General features: G+C 62.9%; 13 protein-coding genes. 4 read left to right on the top strand and 9 right to left on the bottom strand.

Going from position 1 to position 16,704, the window contains the following annotated elements; all coding sequences use genetic code 11:
* Nucleotides 1-22: 22 nt before the first annotated feature.
* From NKH05_RS17050 to NKH05_RS17030, 5 genes are read right to left on the bottom strand one after another with little or no spacing between them, the layout of a single operon-like run.
* Nucleotides 23-853 (bottom strand): dipeptide ABC transporter ATP-binding protein, encoded by an 831-nt coding sequence (locus tag NKH05_RS17050; protein ID WP_023717879.1) that lies wholly within the window; start codon nucleotides 851-853, stop codon nucleotides 23-25.
* Complete coding sequence (locus tag NKH05_RS17045) at nucleotides 850-1,725, bottom strand: ABC transporter ATP-binding protein (protein ID WP_023717880.1); 876 nt, start codon at nucleotides 1,723-1,725, stop codon at nucleotides 850-852. Before NKH05_RS17045 ends, NKH05_RS17050 begins: the two co-directional genes overlap by 4 nt.
* Before the next feature lie 4 nt (nucleotides 1,726-1,729).
* Nucleotides 1,730-2,647, bottom strand: a complete 918-nt coding sequence (locus NKH05_RS17040; protein ID WP_023717881.1) for an ABC transporter permease subunit — start codon at nucleotides 2,645-2,647, stop codon at nucleotides 1,730-1,732.
* 1 nt (nucleotide 2,648) lies between these two features.
* Nucleotides 2,649-3,656 (bottom strand): ABC transporter permease subunit, encoded by a 1,008-nt coding sequence (locus NKH05_RS17035; RefSeq protein WP_023676822.1) that lies wholly within the window; start codon nucleotides 3,654-3,656, stop codon nucleotides 2,649-2,651.
* A 58-nt stretch (nucleotides 3,657-3,714) separates the two neighbouring features.
* Complete coding sequence (locus tag NKH05_RS17030; RefSeq protein WP_023717882.1) at nucleotides 3,715-5,307, bottom strand: ABC transporter substrate-binding protein; 1,593 nt, start codon at nucleotides 5,305-5,307, stop codon at nucleotides 3,715-3,717.
* Between the two features lie 478 nt (nucleotides 5,308-5,785).
* Here NKH05_RS17030 and NKH05_RS17025 point away from each other — a divergent pair, with 478 nt between their 5' ends.
* Both NKH05_RS17025 and NKH05_RS17020 read left to right on the top strand, forming a co-directional pair.
* Entirely contained in the window at nucleotides 5,786-7,747 is a 1,962-nt protein-coding gene (locus NKH05_RS17025) for a long-chain fatty acid--CoA ligase (RefSeq protein ID WP_023717883.1), read from the top strand.
* Between the two features lie 85 nt (nucleotides 7,748-7,832).
* Nucleotides 7,833-8,489 (top strand): class I SAM-dependent methyltransferase, encoded by a 657-nt coding sequence (locus NKH05_RS17020; protein ID WP_084642516.1) that lies wholly within the window; start codon nucleotides 7,833-7,835, stop codon nucleotides 8,487-8,489.
* Here NKH05_RS17020 and NKH05_RS17015 read toward each other — a convergent pair.
* Both NKH05_RS17015 and pgi read right to left on the bottom strand, forming a co-directional pair.
* On the bottom strand, nucleotides 8,473-9,195 hold the full coding sequence (locus NKH05_RS17015) for an HAD family hydrolase (RefSeq protein ID WP_023717885.1): 723 nt from the start codon (nucleotides 9,193-9,195) through the stop codon (nucleotides 8,473-8,475). The two genes, NKH05_RS17020 and NKH05_RS17015, sit on opposite strands and share 17 nt — an antisense overlap.
* Before the next feature lie 5 nt (nucleotides 9,196-9,200).
* The gene (gene pgi, locus NKH05_RS17010; RefSeq protein WP_352493739.1) at nucleotides 9,201-10,847 is read right to left on the bottom strand and encodes a glucose-6-phosphate isomerase; all 1,647 of its coding nucleotides are present in this window, start codon (nucleotides 10,845-10,847) and stop codon (nucleotides 9,201-9,203) included.
* A 255-nt stretch (nucleotides 10,848-11,102) separates the two neighbouring features.
* Here pgi and pdxR point away from each other — a divergent pair, with 255 nt between their 5' ends.
* Nucleotides 11,103-12,596, top strand: coding sequence for a MocR-like pyridoxine biosynthesis transcription factor PdxR (pdxR, locus tag NKH05_RS17005; RefSeq protein ID WP_352467513.1), 1,494 nt, complete (start codon nucleotides 11,103-11,105; stop codon nucleotides 12,594-12,596).
* A gap of 194 nt (nucleotides 12,597-12,790) precedes the next feature.
* Nucleotides 12,791-14,380: a trimethylamine methyltransferase family protein gene (locus NKH05_RS17000; protein WP_352548817.1), complete on the top strand. Its 1,590-nt coding sequence runs from the start codon at nucleotides 12,791-12,793 to the stop codon at nucleotides 14,378-14,380.
* A 3-nt stretch (nucleotides 14,381-14,383) separates the two neighbouring features.
* Here the strand turns inward: NKH05_RS17000 and chrA are convergent, their stop codons facing one another.
* Both chrA and NKH05_RS16990 read right to left on the bottom strand, forming a co-directional pair.
* Complete coding sequence (gene chrA, locus NKH05_RS16995) at nucleotides 14,384-15,772, bottom strand: chromate efflux transporter (RefSeq protein WP_352548818.1); 1,389 nt, start codon at nucleotides 15,770-15,772, stop codon at nucleotides 14,384-14,386.
* Entirely contained in the window at nucleotides 15,769-16,608 is an 840-nt protein-coding gene (locus NKH05_RS16990) for a chromate resistance protein ChrB domain-containing protein (RefSeq protein WP_023717891.1), read from the bottom strand. Before NKH05_RS16990 ends, chrA begins: the two co-directional genes overlap by 4 nt.
* Between the last annotated feature and the right edge of the window lie 96 nt (nucleotides 16,609-16,704).

Raw genomic sequence — 16,704 nt, 5'->3', positions numbered from 1 at the left:
CCGGCCGGCAAACCTCGCCGGATCAGGCGGCCTTCTTTTTCGCCAATCTTGCCTTGATGCTGGCGACGTCGGCACGCGGCGTCGCCGCGAACAGCGTCCTGGTATAGCTGTGCTTGGGGTCGGCGAAGACCTCGTCGCGCGAGCCGTATTCGACCGCTTCGCCGAAATACATCACCATCACATCGTCGGCGATATAGCGCACCACCGACAGGTCGTGGCTGATGAAAACATAGGTCAGTTGAAACTCATCCTGCAGGTCGGCGAGCAGGTTCAGAACCTGCGCCTGCACCGAAAGATCAAGTGCCGAGACCGGCTCGTCCAGCACCAGGAGGCTGGGGTTGAGCATCAGCGCGCGGGCAATGGCGATGCGCTGGCGCTGGCCGCCCGAAAACATATGCGGGTAGCGATTGTAGTGCTCGGGGCCGAGACCGACCTTTTTCAGCATCTTCATGGCGAGATCGCGCCGCTCGCCGGCCGTGCTGTCGGTGTTGATGAGCAGCGGTTCGCCAAGCACGTCGCCGATCTTCTGGCGTGGATTGAGCGAACCATAGGGGTTCTGGAAGACAATCTGCACCTTGCGGCGCATTTCCTTCGACAGGCCGTCCCTCGCGATGTCTACCTTCTTGCCGTCGATGAAAAGCTCGCCGGAGGTCGCCGGGTCGACCAGGGTGATGATGCGGGCGAGCGTTGACTTGCCGCAGCCGCTCTCGCCGACGATGGCCAGCGTCTTGCCCTTGTCGACGCTGAACGAAACACCCTTGACCGCGTGAACCGTACGGGAGGGGCGGAAAAGCCCGCCGCCGACATGATAGTCGCGCACGATGTTCTTGCCTTCGACTACCGTCACGCTCATGTGGCGGTTCCTCCCGCGGATCGGGCTGCGACTACAGATGGGGCCGGCTCGAACAGCATGTCGGAAACAGTAGGCAACCGGTCGCCGACGGCGTTTTCCGGCAGCGCCGACAGAAGCGCGCGCGTGTAATTGCTCTTGGGGGATTCGAACAGCGACAGCACGTCGGCCTCTTCCATCTTGCGGCCCTTGTATTGGACGATGACACGGTCGGCGGTCTCGGCAACCACCCCCATATTGTGGGTGATCATGATCAGGCCCATGCCGTATTTGGCCTGCAGGCCGACCAGCAGATCGAGGATCTGCTTCTGGATGGTGACGTCGAGGGCGGTGGTTGGCTCGTCGGCGATCAAAAGCTTGGGATTGCAGGCGATGGCGATGGCGATCATGACGCGCTGGCACTGGCCGCCCGACATCTGGTGCGGGAAGGAGCCCAGCCGTTCCTCAGGGTCGGCGATGCCGACCAACTTCATCAGTTCGATGGCGCGTGCCCGGCGCTGGGCGCGGTCCATGCCCATGTGAAAGCGCAGCACCTCCTCAATCTGGAAGCCGACGGTAAAGCACGGGTTGAGGCTGGCGACCGGCTCCTGGAAGATCATCGAGATGTCCTTGCCGACAATCTTGCGCCGCTCGGACGGGCCGAGCTTAAGCAGGTCGATGCCGTCGAAGGCCATGCGGTCCGCCCTCACCGTCGCCGTGTTGGGCAAAAGCCCCATCACCGCCAGCATTGCCACTGATTTTCCGGAACCGGATTCGCCGACGATCGCCAACACCTCGCGCGGTTCGACCGACAGGTCGATGCCTTGTACCGCCATGAATGGTCCAGCGGCGGTGTCGAAGGAAACGGTCAGGTTCTTCATCTCGAGAAGAGGCATTGGATTATGACCTCTTCAGCTTGGGATCGAAGGCATCGCGCAGGCCGTCGCCGATCAGATTAATGGCAAGCACAGTGATCAGAATGGCAAGGCCGGGGAAGGTCACTACCCAAGGCGCGCGCAGGATGAACTCGCGCGCCGAGGCGAGCATCGTGCCCCATTCCGGCGTCGGCGGCTGCGCACCGACACCGAGGAAGCCGAGCGCCGCAGCCTCGAGAATGGCGTTGGAGAAGGACAGGGTGGCCTGCACGATCAGCGGTGCCAGGCAGTTCGGCAAGATCGTCCTCACCATCAAGCGAAGATGACCGGCACCAGCCACCTTGGCGGAGATGACATATTCGCGGTTCTTTTCGGCCATCACGGCGGCGCGGGTGAGACGCGCAAAATGCGGCTGCAGCACCAGCGCGATCGCCAGCATGGCGTTGAACAGCCCGGGGCCGAGGATCGCCACCAGCACCAGCGCCAGAAGCAGCGACGGGAAGGCCAGGATAATATCCATGATGCGCATGATCAGCGTGTCGACCCAGCCGCGGAAATAGCCGGCGAGCACGCCAAGCACGATGCCGCTGGTGAGCGAGAAGACGACCACCACCAGGCCGATGAACAGCGAGAAACGCGCCCCGAAAATCAACCGCGAAAGCATGTCGCGGCCGACCGCATCGGTGCCGAGCAGGAACATCGATTTGCCGCCTTGCTGCCAGGCAGGGGGCGCCAGCAGCGCATCGCGAAACTGCTCGTCGGGCGAATGCGGCGCGACGAACGGCGCAAAGACCGCCACCAGCACCAACGCCGAAAACACGACAAGGCCGATGACCGCGCCGGTGTTCATCGAGAAGTAGTGCCAGAACTCGGCGAAGGCGCGTTGCCTGCCGCCTGTCGGGATGGAGGCAGCGGTGGCTTCGGCGGCGGATTCGTCGGTCATCTCACTGCACCCGGATGCGCGGATTGATGACGGCGTAGAGCACGTCGACGATCAGGTTCACCGCCATGACGATCAGCGCGATGATCAGCAATCCGCTCTGAACGACGACATAGTCGCGCTTGCCGATGGCGTCGATCATCCATTTGCCGATGCCGGGCCAGGAAAAAATGGTTTCGGTAAGAATGGCGCCCGCCATCAACGTGCCGACCTGCAGTCCGATGGTGGTGACCACCGGAATCAGCGCGTTGCGAAAAGCGTGCAGCCCGATGACACGGCGCGGCGCCAGGCCCTTGGCGCGCGCGGTGCGGACATAGTCCTCGCCCAGCACCTCGAGCATCGCCGAGCGAGTCTGGCGCGCTATGACGGCAAGCGGGATCGTCGCCAGCACGATGGACGGCAGGATCAAATGGCTGACGGCGGATTTGAAAGCGCCGCTCCTGCCGGAGATCAGGCTGTCGATGAGCATGAACCCGGTCGTCGGCCTGAAGAAATACTGCAGGCCGATGCGGCCGGAAACCGGCGTCCAGCCGAGATAACCGGAGAAGAAGATGATGAGCAGCAACCCCCACCAGAAGATCGGCATCGAATAGCCGGTCAGCGCGACACCCATCGTCGCCTGGTCGAACCACGAGCCGCGCTTGACCGCCGCGAAGATACCGGCAGGAATGCCGAGCAGGACGGCGATGATCAACGCCACCGTCGCCAGTTCCAGCGTGGCTGGAAACAGCGCCTGGAATTCGCCGAGCACTGGCCGCTTGGTGGCAATCGATATGCCGAAATCGCCGGTCAGGACCCTGCCGATATATTCCAGGTACTGGATGACATAAGGCCGGTTGTAGCCAAACTGCTCGATGAGTTGGGCGTAGCGTTCGGGGCTGACGCCGCGCTCGCCGGCCAGGGCCAGAATGGGATCGCCGGGCAGAAGCCGGACGAAAGCGAACGCCGCCAGCGATATGCCGAACACGGTCGGGATGATCAAAGCGAGCTTGTGGAGGAGATAACGGAGCATCTTGCTTCATAGAACGGCGGCGCAGGAAGTCCAGCGCCGCCGTTCAATTTCTCAGGACTTATTCGGTGACGTCGACGCCGTCAAACCGATGAATGCCGAGCGGGTCCATAACGAAGCCCGACACCTTCTTGTTCATCGGCATGAAGACCTTGGAGTGGGCGATGGTCAGCCACGGAGCCTCACGCTTGAACACCACCTGAGCTTCCTCGTAGATCTTGGTGCGCTCGGCGACGTCCGTCGTCGCCTTGCCTTTTTTCAGCAGGGCTTCGAATTCCTGGTTGCACCAGATCGCATAATTGGACTGGCCGATGGCATCGCAACCGAGCAGGAAAAAGAAGTTGTCCGGATCGCCATTGTCCCCGGTCCAGCCCAGTTGGAAGGCGCCGTCGCGATCCTTAGCTTTGCCGCGCTGGCGATACTCCGTCCATTCGTAGCTGACGATCTCCGCCTTGACGCCGACGGCGGCATAGTCGGCCTGGATCAACTCGGCGACGCGCTGGGCGTTCGGGTTGTAGGGGCGGCTGACCGGCATAGCCCAGATCTTCATCGACAGATCCTTGACGCCTGCATCGGCCAGCATCTTCTTGGCCGCCTCCGGATCGTAGGGATCGTCCTTGATGTCCTTGTTATAGGACCACATGGTCGGCGGGATCGGGTTGATGGCCGGCGCGCCGGCGCCCTGATAGACCGCGTCGATGATCGCCTTCTTGTTTACCGCCATGTTGAGGGCCTTGCGGACCTCGACTTTGTCGAAGGGCGGCAGCGTCGTGTTGTAGGCGAGATAGCCGATGTTCAGGCCTTCCTGCTCGTCGACTTTCAGGTTCGCGTCACCCTGCAGCCCGGCAATGTCGGCCGGCGCCGGGTATGACATGATATCGCACTCGCCTGCCTTCAGCTTCTGCGCGCGCACGGCCGGATCGGGCGTGATGGCGAAGATCAGATCGTCGATCTTCTGGCGGCCGCCAAAGTAGCCGTCCCATGCCGCATAGCGTACGACCGCATCGACCTGATAGTCGACAAATTGGAACGGACCAGTGCCGACCGGCTTCTGGGTGAACTGCTGCCTGGTGCCGGCCTTGTCGAGCTGGTCGGCATATTCCTTGGAAACGATCGAAGCGAAATCCATGCCGAGGTCCGGCAGGAAGGCGACTTCAGGCTTGTTCAGCACGAACTTCACCGTCAGATCGTCGACCTTGACGATTTCCTTCAGCAGATCGGGGAAGCCCATGCCGGTGAAATACTCCCAGCCGGTGCCTTCCAGGTAGCTGTACCATGGGCTTTCTTTCTTCCACTGGCGTTCGAAGGAAAAGATCACGTCGTCGGCGTTGAGGTCGCGCGTGGGCGTGAAATAATCCGTCGTCTGGAATTTCACACCCGGGCGAAGCTTGAAGGTGTATTCGAGACCGTCGTCGGAAACCGTCCAGCTCTCCGCCAGGCCGGGCGAGATGGTGGTCTTGCCATGCTCGAACTCGACCAGGCGCGAATAGATGGTGCGCGACGAAGCGTCGAAGTCGTTGCCGCCGCTCCATGGCGACGGGTCGAAGCCGGCCGGCGATGCCTCCGAGCAATAGACCAGTTGTTTTGCATTGGCCATGCCGCCGAGGACGCTTGCAGCCAGCAACGCGGCTGCAAAAGTCAGTTTCTTTTTCATTGAGCACTCCCTGATGTTCTTCCAAGCCCCTCTATCAGGCTCGCGAAGGCCGCATATAAGCACCGTTTTTCTGGCTTTGGAACTGCTTGTTTGCCTAACCCACGGGAAGCAGAAAAAAAATCCGGCATGCGGCGAATTGTGGAAAAAACGAGCCAAATCCGCAGATCACGACATTATTAGCGACTTCAATTTTTTGTTGATCGGCGATGCCGCCAATTCGGGGAATCGAGCCGTTCGGTTCAAGAGATGCGCGTCCGAAAACCGGTCGCGGCCGAGAGCTTTGATGGCAAGTCTTGCCGCACTGCCAGGTGGGCGAGGCTTGCACGGCCGCTGCTAGTGGCAATACATAGATAGATGGACAGCGTGGTGGATTCCCCAGGCTCCGGACATTGCGGCAAGCGTGGGATACCTTTGTTTGTCAGGGGCGGCGGTGGCACTCAAGCGTGCCGAACAATAAGAATGATTGAGGGAGCGACAGGTGGCGAAACCGGCAAAGACAACAACCGCGGCGAAAGCAAAGGCCGAGGCAATATCGAAAGCGGTCAAGCCAAAAGCGGCCGCCGCCAAGCCGAAGACTACCGCGAAGGCAAGTGCGAAGCCGGCGACGAAGATCACGGCTGGAAAGACTGCCAAGCCGGCAGCCGGCAAGGCGGCGCCTGCCGCAAAGTACCCCACCGTCAAGCCGGCGGCGAAGGCAGTGCCAGCGCCCAAACAGGCGGCAGCTTCAGCCAGAAGATTGCCGAAGGCGATCACCTCGCTGACCGCCGGCCTGCCTGAAAAACCGTGGCTCCAGAGTTACCCAAAGATCGTGCCGGCCGAGATCGGCGCCCTGCCCTCCAGCTCGATCGGTGACTTTCTCGTCGCCGCCTGCAAGCAGTTTGCGAACCGGCCGGCCTTCGTCTGCATGGGCAAATCGATCACCTATGCCGATCTCGAGCGACAGTCGGCTGCGTTTGGCGCCTATCTGCAATCAAAGGGGTTGCAGAAGGGTGCACGTGTCGCGCTGATGATGCCGAACGTGCTGCAATATCCGGTGGCGATGATGGCGGTGCTTCGCGCCGGCTATGTCGTGGTGAACATCAATCCGCTCTACACGCCGCGCGAGCTTGAGCACCAGCTCAAGGATTCCGGCGCTCAAGCCATTGTCATCCTCGAAAATTTCGCCTGCACCTTGCAGGCGGTGATCGCCAGGACCGCGGTCAAGCATGTCGTGGTCGCCACGATGGGCGACATGCTCGGCGGGCTCAAGGGAACGATCGTCAACTTCGTCGTGCGCCGCGTCAAGAAGATGGTGCCGGCATGGTCGCTGCCCGGCCATGTCAAATTCAACGCCGCATTGAAGGCCGGCGCCGGCGTGACCTTCAAATCCGCCGAGGTCGTGGCCGGCGACATCGCCTTCCTGCAATATACGGGCGGTACGACCGGCATCTCCAAGGGCGCGATGCTTTTGCACAGCAATGTCTTGGCGAACGTCGCGCAGAACGCGCTCTGGGTCGAAGACGCCTACACGGTCAAGCCGAAACCGGCGCATATGAACTTCCTCTGCGCGCTGCCCCTCTATCATATCTTTGCGCTCACAGTGAACGCGATGATGGGAATGCAGCAGGGCGCGCAGAACGTGCTCATCCCCAATCCGCGCGACATTCCCGGCTTCGTCAAGGAGCTGCAGAAATACCCGATCCACATCTTTCCTGGCCTCAACACGCTGTTCAATGCGCTGCTCAATAATGAGGATTTTCGCAGGCTCGACTTCAAGCCGCTGATCCTGACGCTGGGTGGCGGCATGGCAGTGCAGAAGGGCATCGCAGAGCGCTGGAAGGCGCTGACCGGCTGCCCGATCAGCGAGGCCTACGGACTCTCCGAAACCTCGCCGGGGGCGACCGCCAACAAATTCAGCGACGGAGTCTACACCGGCACGATCGGGCTGCCGCTGCCCTCGACCGAGATCGCCATCCGCGACGACGATGGCAACAATTTGCCGCTCGGCGAGGTCGGCGAAATCTGCATCCGCGGACCGCAGGTGATGGCCGGCTACTGGAACCGGCCGGACGAGACCGCCAAGGTGATGACCGAGGACGGCTTCTTCAAATCGGGCGACATGGGCTTCATGGACGAGCGCGGCTACACCAAGATCGTCGACCGCAAGAAGGACATGATCCTGGTTTCCGGCTTCAACGTCTACCCGAACGAACTCGAGGAGGTGGTGGCGCAGCATCCGGGCGTACTCGAGGTGGCGGCAATCGGCGTGCCGGACGAGCATTCGGGTGAAGTGCCAAAGCTGTTCGTCGTCAAAAAGGACCCGGCACTGACCGCCGAGATGCTGACGGCTTATTGCCGCGAGAACCTGACCGGCTACAAGCGCCCCAGATATATCGAGTTCCGCACCGAACTGCCGAAGACACCGGTCGGCAAGATCCTGCGACGAGCGTTGCGGGGCTAGGCGCAGCTTGAGCGATTGCATCGTCGGCTCTAACGCCGTGGATATAGGTTCGCGGCCAGACCCGGCAGAGTTCATCCGGGCGCACATGCGGATCGCCCCCGTGCCCGCGCTTCCCGAAATCCGGCTTTACACCGCCCATCCGGGAAGCGGCCTCAGGCGGCTTCTCGAATGGAACCAACATGGGACCGAAGAAGACGAACCTGAACCGGAGCCACCGTACTGGGCCTATGTCTGGGCCGGCGGCGCGGTGCTTGCCCGCTACATAATCGACCGGCCGGAGACCGTGGCCGGGCGTCGCGTGCTCGACCTCGGCGCCGGCTCGGGCCTCGTCGGCATCGCTGCGGCGAAAGCCGGAGCCAGCGCGGTCGTCGCGGCCGAGATCGATCGTAATGGTGTGGTTGCGCTCAGCCTCAATGCGACTGCGAACGGCGTCGCTATCATGATCGTTGGCGACGACATCACCGGCGGTCCGCCGCCACCGGTGGACATCGTGGTGGTCGGCGACCTGTTTTACGCCCGCGATCTTGCCGGCCGGGTCGTTCCCTTCCTCGACCGCTGCCTTGCTGCCGGCATCGCCGTGCTGATCGGCGATCCGGGCCGCGCCTATCTGCCGCGCTCGCGGCTTCGCCTGCTGGCCGAATACGAGGTGCCGGATGTCGGCGAGGGCAGGAATGCGGCGATGAAACCGAGCGGCGTGTTCTCGTTCGGACCAGATAACTACGAGTCTAGACCGTCTCGCTGACCCGGGCCGCAAGAAAATCGGGCAGATCAGCCACCGAATCCAGGATGACGTCGGCGATCTGTGACAGCGATTCACGTGTGCCGGTGCCGGACAGCACGCCGATCGCCAGGCCGCAGCCGCCGGCGCGCGCCATCTCCAGATCGTGACGATTGTCGCCGACCATTGCGATCGTCGCCGGCCTGAGCCCTGTCAGATCCGAAAAGGCAAGGATCGTATCCGGCGCCGGTTTTGGATTGGCCACCGCGTCGTAACCATAGGCGGCTTCGAAAAGCTGCGCGACGCCCAGCGTGACCAAGGTCTTTTCCGCGCCGCTGGTCGAGTCGTTGGTGGCGACGCCAAGCCGGTAGGATTTTCTGTGAAGCAGCCCAAGCGTCTCGACCACACCCGGCAGCGCCACGGCCATCGCCGATCCTTGCGCCGAGGTGATGGCATTGAAGCGGGCGACGGCAAGCATCTGGTCCTCGTCGGACAGCCGCGGAAACCACAGTTCGACGACGTCCATGTTGGTCCCGGAGGCAAAGATAGAATCCGGCTTGAAGCGCCTGGTGGCGAAGTCGAAGCCCGCCGCCGCAAGCAGCCTGTCTGCCTTCCAGCGATCGCCTTCGGCCGCATCCATCGCCATGAAGTCGGCGATGCCCAGCCATGTCGCGTTGAAATCCACGAGCGTGCCGTCCTTGTCGAACAATATTCCCTTGATGTCCGCCAAGCTTTTCACTCCGGGCCGCGCAAGCGGTGAATGTATTCCACCAGTCCGGCAGTCGAGGCATCCCGCTTTGCGGCATTCTCCTTGCCTTCAACGACGGGCAGCAGCCCGGTCGCCAGTTCCTTGCCGAGCTCGACGCCCCACTGGTCGAAGGAGTTGATGTTGAACAGCGTGCCTTCGACGAAGACGCGATGTTCGTAAAGCGCAATCAGCCGTCCGAATGTATGTGGGTCGAGCTTCCTGTAGAGGATCGTCACTGAGGGGCGGTCGCCGGAGAAGACGCGGTGCGGAGCAATCCTGTCGACATCGGCGGGCTTCATGCCTTTCGCCAGCATCTGCGCGCGGGCTTCCTCCAGCGTGCGGCCCTTCATGAAGGCTTCCGACTGCGCCAGGCAATTGGCAAGCAGAAGGTCGTGGTGATGCTTCAGTTCCGGCTCGTGGCCGACGGCAGCGGCGAGGAATTCGACCGGAATGAAATCGGTGCCCTGATGCAGAAGCTGGAAGAAGGCGTGCTGGCCGTTGGTGCCGGGCTCGCCCCAGACCAGCGGGCCGGTCGGCGTCGTTACAGCGCCGCCATCCAGGGTGACGCTCTTGCCGTTCGATTCCATGTCGAGCTGCTGCAGATAGGCCGGCAGCCTGGACAGACGCTGATCGTAGGGGATGACGGCGCGAGCCGGATATTTGCAGATCACGCGATGCCACCAGCCGATCAGCCCCATCAGCGCCGGCAGGTTCTTCGCCAGCGGCGCGGTGCGGAAATGCTCGTCCATCTCATGGGCGCCGTCGAGAAAGGCGCGAAAATCCTTCGGGCCAATGGCGATCATCACCGGCAGGCCGATCGCACCCCAGACGGAATAGCGGCCGCCGACCCAGTCCCAGAAGCCGAAGACGCGGTCGGCTGCGATGCCGAATTTGGCGACCAGGTCGAGCGCCGTCGAGACGGCGGCGAAATGCTTGCCGACCGCTTCCTTGCCGAGCGCCTTCTCGACCCATCTGCGTGCCGTCTCGGCATTGGTCATCGTCTCAACCGTGGTGAAGGTCTTGGAGGCGATGATGAACAGGGTGGTTTCGGCGGAAAGACCCTTCAACGTGTCGTGGATATGGGCACCGTCGATATTGGACACGTAATGCGCGCGCGGCCCGTCATGATAGGGCGCCAGCGCCAAGGTCGCCATGGCCGGGCCGAGATCGGAGCCGCCGATGCCGATGTTGACGATGTCGGTGATCTTCTTGCCGGTCGCGCCGGCCGCCTTACCGGAACGCACCGCGTCGGCGAAGGCGCCCATCGCGTCGAGTACGCCGAGGACTTCCGCCTTCACGTCCTGGCCCTCGTCGAGCACGATGCCTTTGCCGGTAAGGTTACGCAGCGCGGTATGCAGCACGGCGCGGCCTTCGGTGACGTTGATCTTCTTGCCAGCAAACATCGCGTCGCGCCGGCCTTCGAGGTCGGCGGCCTCAGCTAGGTTCTCCAGCAACTCCATCGTCCGCGCATCGACCGCGCATTTCGACCAGTCGAGCAGCAGGTCGCCGTCGCTGGCGGAGAATTTCTCGAAGCGCTGCGGATCGGCAGCGAAAGCCTCGCGCATCGAGCCCGATTTGGCCGCACGATGATCGCGCAACAAGTCGAGCTGCTTTTGAAAGGACGATTGATCCACTGCTTCGCTCCGGTCTCTTGAGATGCATCTTATCAGGCCGGATGTTTCCGGCGCGTGTCGTCGCGGCAAACTATCGGGTCGAATTCCATCCGTTTCAATGCGCAGCGATGCCGCAGAGCAGCGTGGGCCGGCGCAAAGGATCACTGGCATAAATCCCAGCGATCAGAAAAATTGATTGGCGCAACACCTTGTGCCACCGGTACATTCGACTGGTCCAGCCAAGTGAAAAAAGCTGGCCATCGAGGAACATCTCCCATGCCACAGAGAAACGACACGGCCATATGGTCCGGCCTGTTCCGGATTTCGGCGGAATCCGGTCAGACCCTGCAGGCGCAGATCCGTCAGGCGATCGTCGCCGCCATCCTCGACCGGCAGATCGCGGCTTCCATGCCGCTTCCGTCCTGCCGGATTCTCGCCGAAAAACTCGGCGTAGCGCGTGGCACCGTGGTGCTGGCCTTCCAGCAGCTGGTCGACCAGGGCTTCCTGGTGGCGCGCGAGCGCCGCGGCCACTTCGTCAATCCCGAAGTGCTGGCGACGCCGGCCAAACCGCACCAGAAGGCGCCCGACCAAGCCAACGAGATCGACTGGAAGGCCCGCCGGCAGATCGCGGCGAGCGACATGCCACCGCCGGCCAAGCACGACAACTGGATCAAATCGTCCTACCCCTTCGTCTATGGCCAGTTCGACCCGGCGCTGTTCCCGACCGCCGAATGGCGCGAGTGCAACCGCATGGCGCTGGCGGTGCTCGAAATCCGCAACTGGGCGTCCGACATGGTCGACCGCGACGATCCCCTCCTGATCGAGCAGATCCAGGCACGGCTGTTGCCGCGGCGCGGCATCTTCGCCAATCCGGACGAGATCATCGTGACGCTGGGCGCGCAGAACGCGCTTTACATGCTGGCGACGCTGTTGATGACCAAGGGCTCGAAGGTGGCGATGGAGGACCCGGGCTATCCCGATGCACGTTCGATCTTCCGGCTGGCCGGCGCCGACATCCAGCCGGTTCCGGTCGACCACTCCGGCATCGTAACCTCGGCCATTCCCAATGATTCCGGCTTCGTCTTCGTCACGCCCAGCCACCATTGCCCGACCATGGTGCCGCTGTCGGCAGAGCGGCGGCAGGATCTTTTGGCGCGCGCCAACCGCTACAACCAGATCATCATCGAGGACGGATATGACAGCCAGCTCCTGGACGAGGCGCCGCAGCAGGCGCTGAAGAGCCTCGATCGGTCCGGCCGCGTCGTCTATGTCGGCTCGATGTCGAAGACGCTGGCTCCCGGCCTCAGGCTCGGCTACATCGTCGCCTCGGCCGGGCTGATCTCCGAGCTTCGGGCGCTGCGCCGCTTCATGCTGCGCCACCCGCCGGCAAACAACCAGCGCGCCGTCGCATTGTTCCTGTCGCTCGGCCATCACGAGGCGCTGGTGCGGCGGCTGTCGAGCGCCTTCGACGAGAGGCGCAAGCGTCTGGTCCATGCGATTTCCGCCTTCCTGCCGGAGTGGCGCTCGACCGATTCGGCCGGCGGCACGTCGCTCTGGCTCGAGGGACCGCGCGGCACCGATTCGCGCGGGCTGGCGGAGGCCGCGGCCTCGCGCAGCGTCATCATCGAGCCTGGCGACCGCTTCTTCGACCGCACCGAAAAGCCATCGCGTTTCATGCGCTTGGGCATTTCCTCGATCGCGTTGCAGCACATCGAACCCGGCATCCGCGAACTGGCGACGGCAGCTGGACGCAGGCCGGCAGCGGCCTGATCTCCCTTCCCCGACCGGAGCCTGGCGCATGTAGTGCGGCTCCGGTTCTTTAGCTCCTTGGCATATGCGACGGGACCGGCTGGCACATAGGCTGTGCCAATGCCGGCGGCATAGTCGCTGTATAAAGGGGACGAAGCAGGCCGATGGTGGACCAACCGCCGCGCCCGCTCCGCAGCTAAAGTTGGAGTGCCTTCATGCCAATGGCCCATGAGAAGCAGGACGTGTCCGCAGACCAGCGTTCGCGGCGGTCCGGCGGGCGCGAGGCGCGCCGCGCCATGCGGGCGGCACCGCTCGCCGACGACGTCAAGCCGGTGCGCGCCGGCCTCGAAGGCGGAAGCTACAGCCCGCTCAGCGGCAATGATTGCGAACGTATCCACGAGGCCGTGCTTACCCTTTTGGAGACGGTCGGTTTCGCCAACGCCATCCCCTCTTGCATTGAGGTACTGACCAAGGCCGGCGCAACGCTTGGCGAGGACGGCCGCCTGCGCTTTCCTCGCGGTCTGGTGGTCGAAACGATCAAGAAAGCGGCGCGGCATTTCACCCTGCACGGCCAGGATCCGAAGCACGACATGGTGATCCAGGGCAAGCGTGTGCATTACGGCACGGCTGGTGCTGCGGTGCATCTTGTCGATGTCGAAAAGCGTGAGTATCGCGAGTCGCTGCTGCAGGACATTTACGATGCGGCGCGTCTGGTCGAGGGGCTCGACAACATCCATTTCTTCCAGCGGCCGATGGTGCCACGCGACATCCCCGACCCGCTCGATATGGATTTCAACACGCTCTACGCCTGTGTCATGGGCACGTCGAAGCATGTCGGCACCTCGTTTACCGTGCGTGAGAACGTCAAGCCGGCGCTCGACATGCTCTATGCCATCGCCGGCGGCGAAGAGAATTTTCGCGCGCGGCCTTTCGTCTCCAATTCGAACTGTTTCGTCGTGCCGCCGATGAAGTTTGCCGAGGACGCCTGCGGCGTGCTCGAAGCCTGTGTCGAGGGCGGCATTCCGATCCTGCTGCTGTCGGCAGGCCAGGCAGGTGCGACGGCACCGGCGGCGATTGCCGGTGCCGTGGTGCAGGCGGTCGCCGAAGTGCTGGTCGGCCTAATCTATGTCAACGCCATCAAGCCGGGCCACCCGGCAATCTTCGGCACCTGGCCGTTCGTCTCGGACCTCCGGACCGGCGCCATGTCGGGCGGTTCGGCCGAGCAGGCGGTGCTGACCGCGGCCTGCGCGCAGATGGCACAATTTTACGACCTGCCGGGCGGTTCGGCCGCCGGCATGACGGATTCGAAACTGCCTGACATTCAGTCAGGCTACGAAAAGGGCATAACCGACGTGATGGCCGGTCTTGCCGGCCTCAACCTGGTTTACGAATCGGCCGGCATGCACGCCTCGCTGCTCGGCTTTTGCCTTGAGAGCCTGATCATCGACAACGACATGCTCGGCCACTGCCTGCGCTGCGTGCGCGGCATCGAGGTGACGGACGAGTCGCTGTCCATCGACACCATCGCCGATGTCTGCCTGAAGGGCCCGGGCCATTATCTCGGCAACGAGCAGACGCTGCGGCTGATGCAGACCGAATATTTCTATCCGACCGTCGGCGACCGCTTTTCGCCGAAGGAATGGAATGAGAAAGGCAGGCCCGACATCTTGCAGCGGGCGATCATCGAGAAGAAACGCGTGCTTGCCGAACGCTTCCCGCGCCATGTGCCGAAGCCCGTCGACGACAAATTGCGCGCCCGTTTCGGCGATATGATCAAGCTGCCGCGCGGCAGAATGGGCGGCTGAGCGTTAGCCGCTCGCCGCCAGCAACAAGACGCCGGCCAGCGCCGATCCGGCAAGCGTCGGCAGCATGCCGATTTTCAGCTTCAGAATGGCGATCATCGAGGCACAGGAAAGCAGCGCCGCGCGCCAGTCTATCGATGAAAGCACCGGCACGTCCATTCCAAGCCCGACATTGCGCACTTCGCCGAAGATGACGTGCAAGCCGAACCATAGAGCGAGATTCATGATGACGCCGACGACGGCGGCGGTGATTGCGCCGAGCGCCGCCGACAGCGCCTTGTTGCCGCGCAGCGCTTCGATGTAAGGCGCGCCAAGGAATATCCACAGGAAACATGGGGTAAACGTCGCCCACAGCGTGAACAGCCCGCCAAACAACCCGGCAAGCAGCGGCGCCAGCGAGCCCGACTGGCGGAAGGCGGCGACGAAGCCGACGAACTGCAAGACCAGGATGAGCGGGCCCGGCGTGGTTTCGGCAAGTCCGAGGCCGTCGACCATTTCACCGGGTGCCAGCCAGCCGAAGTACTCGACCGCTGCCTGCGCCACATAGGCAAGGGCCGCGTAGGCGCCGCCGAAGGTAACGACCGCCATGACACTGAAGAAGCCACCGATTTGCGTCCAGACGCTGGCCGAGCCGGTGACAGCCCAGACCAGCAGAACAGGCCCGAGCCAGATCGGCAGCCAGATCGCCAAGATGCGCGGCGCGTGCCATCGCGTCGGCCTGACGTGGGTCAGTTCACCGCGCTCGAACATCAGATCGACCGCGCCCTTGATCTCGGGAACATCGCCCTTGCCATGCGAAGCGCCGGAAAAAAATGCCGGCGCACTACGGTTGCCGATCCAGCCTGCCAGGCCGGCAAGCAGGACGATCAGCGGAAACGGCACGTTCAACGCGTAGATCGCGATGAAGGCGGCGAGTGCGATCGACACCATGACGGGGTTTTTCAGCGCGCGTCTGCCGATCCGGATCACCGCCTCGATGACAATGGCGAGCACGGTCGCCTTGACCCCGAAAAACAGCGCCGCGACGAGTGGTACATCGCCATAGAGCGCATAGAGGCTGCTCAGGACGAGCATGACAAGCGCGCCCGGCACGACGAAGAGAATGCCGGCAACAAGGCCGCCGACCGTTTTGTGCAGCAACCAGCCGATATAGATGGCAAGTTGCTGGGCCTCGGGGCCAGGCAGCAGCATGCAGTAGTTCAACGCATGCAGGAAACGCTGTTCGCCGATCCAGCGCCGTTCCTCGACCAATTCCTTGTGCATGAGTGCGATCTGCCCGGCCGGGCCGCCAAAGCTGAGCACGCCGATTTTCGCCCAGACTTTCACGGCCTGCCGGAAGCTCGGCACAACCGGCTCTTGGATCTCCGGCGGCTCTTTCGAAAGGACGGCGCTCACGAAGGCTTGCCCGCGCCGAGATTGCCCGTGCCGGCGGCCGGCCAGTTATGCGTCTCCTCGGTGGCATCGCGGCACCAGCGGAAGAACGCATCGTAAAGCAGCATGCCGGCCTCGAGCTGCTCCAGATCGTCGCGAAACATCCGTGACAGGCCAAGCGAGGCGGCCAGGAACCCGGCCGCCTGTGGGACAAGATCGAGGCTCGCAGTATCGGCAGCGCGTATGATCGTGGCGAGGCGATCGAGCGCTTCGGATTTTAGTCCGAACTCCTCGATCATGGTATCGAAGGTGCAGCGTTCGCCGCGGTGGCTCCAGAACACGTTCTCGATGTCGAAAGGCACGGCCTGAAAGCGATCGGCGACGGCCGCCACTTCGGCCGGCTCGACGAAGAGAAAGACCGCGTGAGGATTGATGAAGCGTCGGATCAGCCAGGGGCACGCGATGCGATCGACCTTCGGGCGCGTACGCGTCACCCAAACGGTGCGGCCCTTGGCATCGGCGGGCGGTATCTTGCCGGTGTGAACCAAAAGCCCCTTGGCATCGCGCCATGCCTCAAACCCGCCTTCGAGCGATTCGGCGGCAATGCCCTCGTGCCGCAGCCATGCGGCCACGCCTTGCGAGAGCTTTTTTCCCTGTTGGCAGACGACCGTCACTTGCTGGCCAGTGAATTCGCCAGCCCAGGTGGCGACAGCCTTGAAGTCACGCCGGGTTGAGCCCGGCAACAGGCGCGGATCGGCGTTGTAGTCATCATCGGTGCGGACATCGATGATTGCGGGCGCACCCGGCAGCCCAATCAGACGAGACAGTTGCGATACAGTGATAGCGGTTGTTGACGGCATGGCGTCCACCTCCTTGAAAGAGAAGCTTGGACGCGAACGTTGGGCTGACGCCTCACGGGGTCGTCGCGATGCACCCCTTACGATGATCGTGGATTT

Source organism: Mesorhizobium sp. M1399 (assembly GCF_040317735.1).
Lineage (GTDB): Bacteria > Pseudomonadota > Alphaproteobacteria > Rhizobiales > Rhizobiaceae > Mesorhizobium.
This window is presented reverse-complemented; position numbering and strand designations above follow the sequence as displayed.

What these genes read in the sequence shown, in the direction of transcription:
- NKH05_RS16990 (WP_023717891.1), bottom strand. Translation starts at nt 16,608, where the DNA reads ATGCCGTCAACAACCGCTATCACTGTATCGCAACTGTCTCGTCTGATT.
- NKH05_RS17035 (WP_023676822.1), bottom strand. Translation starts at nt 3,656, where the DNA reads ATGCTCCGTTATCTCCTCCACAAGCTCGCTTTGATCATCCCGACCGTG.
- NKH05_RS17030 (WP_023717882.1), bottom strand. Translation starts at nt 5,307, where the DNA reads ATGAAAAAGAAACTGACTTTTGCAGCCGCGTTGCTGGCTGCAAGCGTC.
- NKH05_RS17045 (WP_023717880.1), bottom strand. Translation starts at nt 1,725, where the DNA reads ATGCCTCTTCTCGAGATGAAGAACCTGACCGTTTCCTTCGACACCGCC.
- NKH05_RS17000 (WP_352548817.1), top strand. Translation starts at nt 12,791, where the DNA reads ATGCCAATGGCCCATGAGAAGCAGGACGTGTCCGCAGACCAGCGTTCG.
- NKH05_RS17040 (WP_023717881.1), bottom strand. Translation starts at nt 2,647, where the DNA reads ATGACCGACGAATCCGCCGCCGAAGCCACCGCTGCCTCCATCCCGACA.
- NKH05_RS17050 (WP_023717879.1), bottom strand. Translation starts at nt 853, where the DNA reads ATGAGCGTGACGGTAGTCGAAGGCAAGAACATCGTGCGCGACTATCAT.
- pdxR (WP_352467513.1), top strand. Translation starts at nt 11,103, where the DNA reads ATGCCACAGAGAAACGACACGGCCATATGGTCCGGCCTGTTCCGGATT.
- NKH05_RS17020 (WP_084642516.1), top strand. Translation starts at nt 7,833, where the DNA reads ATGCGGATCGCCCCCGTGCCCGCGCTTCCCGAAATCCGGCTTTACACC.